Annotated in this window: 2 protein-coding genes; both read left to right on the top strand. The window is 69.8% G+C overall.

Going from position 1 to position 2,068, the window contains the following annotated elements:
• The first annotated feature begins 143 nt into the window (after window positions 1–143).
• A complete protein-coding gene (locus tag ACWELQ_RS44515; protein WP_452402990.1) occupies window positions 144–872 on the top strand; it encodes an NUDIX hydrolase in 729 nt (242 codons plus the stop codon).
• Window positions 869–2,062 (top strand): MarP family serine protease, encoded by a 1,194-nt coding sequence (locus ACWELQ_RS44520; protein WP_452402991.1) that lies wholly within the window; start codon window positions 869–871, stop codon window positions 2,060–2,062. Before ACWELQ_RS44515 ends, ACWELQ_RS44520 begins: the two co-directional genes overlap by 4 nt.
• Window positions 2,063–2,068: the final 6 nt, after the last annotated feature.

Raw genomic sequence — 2,068 nt, forward strand, 5'->3', positions numbered from 1 at the left:
CGCAACGCGGTCCACGCTCCGGCCGTGCTGCCGATTTCCGTGCTGTTGCGCGCCGATGGCACCGTTGCGAAAGTCGTGGTGCGTCCCTTCAGCAGTGTCGAGGACATTTCCGCCACCGTCGCGGCCGAATTGGGAGTGAAAGCGTGAGACTCGAGGCGTCTGCCAACGGAATTCCCGATTGGCTGCGCGGTGTGGCCGAACATGATCCGGCCGATCCGGCGGGGGTGAATCCGGTGCTGCGGCGCACCACCATGATGCGTTTCGCCGCCGCCGCGACCAAGCCGCGCCAGGCGGCGGTGCTGGTGCTGTTCGGCGGGTCGCCGGATTCGGATCCGGCGGGGCCGGGCGGACTTCCGGCCGATGCCGACGTGCTGCTCACCCAGCGCGCCGCCACCCTGCGCCAGCACAGCGGCCAGGTGGCCTTTCCGGGTGGCGGCGTCGAGCCGCAGGACGACGGCCCGATCAGCACCGCGCTGCGCGAGGCGTGGGAGGAGACCGGCCTGGACGCCGCGGGGGTGGAGCCGCTCGCGGTGCTGCCCAAGATCTTCGTGCCGCCTTCGCGGTTCGATGTGACACCGGTGGTCGCCTATTGGCGTACTCCCGGCGAGGTGGGAGTGGTGAGCGAGACGGAGGCGTCCCGCGTGGTGCGGGTGCCGATCACCGAGCTCATCGATCCGGCCAACCGTTTCGTGGTGCGGCATCCGCTGGGCTATATGGGTCCGGCGTTCGCCGTGGACGGAATGCTGGTGTGGGGGTTCACCGCCGGCGTGCTCGCCGGACTGCTGGCGGTGTCGGGGTGGGAAACCGAATGGGACCATCACGATGTACGTGATCTGCAGGCCTCGCTGGCCGCGGTAGGGATGACATTATGAGCGCCTCTGGCTGGCTCGACCTCGGCATCATCATTCTGGCGTTGCTGGCCGCCACCTCCGGGTGGCGGCAGGGCGCGGTCGCCTCGGCGCTGGCGTTCCTAGGCGTGATTCTCGGTGCGGTGGCGGGCATTCTGATCGCCCCGCACATCCTCAAGCACCTCAGCGAGGGCCGGACCCGGGTGCTGGTGGGCGTGCTGCTCATCGTGGCGCTGGTGATCGTCGGCGAGGTCGCGGGCATGGTGCTCGGCCGGGCCGCGCGCGGCGGCATGCGCGATCCGTTCACCCGCACCGTGGACAGCGTGGTCGGCGCGGGCCTGCAGGCGGTGGCGGTGCTGGCCACCGCGTGGCTGCTGGCGCTGCCGCTGACCAACTCCTCGCAGCCCGGAATCGCGGCCGCGGTCACCAACTCCCAGGTGCTGCGCAATGTCGACCACGTCGCGCCGGACTGGCTGCGCCGGGTGCCGACCGACTTCTCCAACCTGCTCAACACTTCCGGGCTGCCGGACGTCATCGGGCCGTTCGGGCACGTCCCGATCACGGCCGTGGAACCGCCCGACGCGAGTGTGCTGCAACTGCCGGTGGCCCAGCAGTTGCAGACCAGCGTGCTGCGCATCCGCGGCATCGCGCCCAGTTGCCAACGGCAGCTGGAGGGTTCGGGTTTCGTGGTGGCCCCGGAGCGCATCATGACCAATGCGCACGTGGTCGCGGGCACCAATACCGTCAGCGTGGACACCGCGCGCGGGTCGCTGCCCGCCACGGTCGTGCTGTTCGACTCGAACAAGGACATCGCGATTCTCGCGGTGCCCGGCTTGCAAGCGACGCCGCTGACCCTGGCCCCAGCCGATGCCACGTCGGGGGAGAGCTCGATCGTGCTCGGCTACCCGGGCGGCGGGCGCTACACCGCCAGCGCGGCGCGTGTACGCGAGACCCTGAACCTCAAGGGACCCAACATCTACCGCGACAACGACGTCAAGCGTGAGGTGTACACGATCCGCGGTCAGGTGCGTGCCGGTAATTCCGGTGGACCGCTGGTGGATACCGACGGCCGGATCCTGGGCGTGGTGTTCGGCGCGGCCGTGACCGACGACGACACCGGCTATGTGCTGACCCTGGACGAGGTGCGGCCCGAGCTGACCTCGGCGGCAAGTCAATCGACACAGGTCGGGACGGGTAGCTGCGTGCTGAGCTGAGTGCGG

The sequence above is a fragment of the Nocardia sp. NPDC004722 genome, from assembly GCF_053601505.1.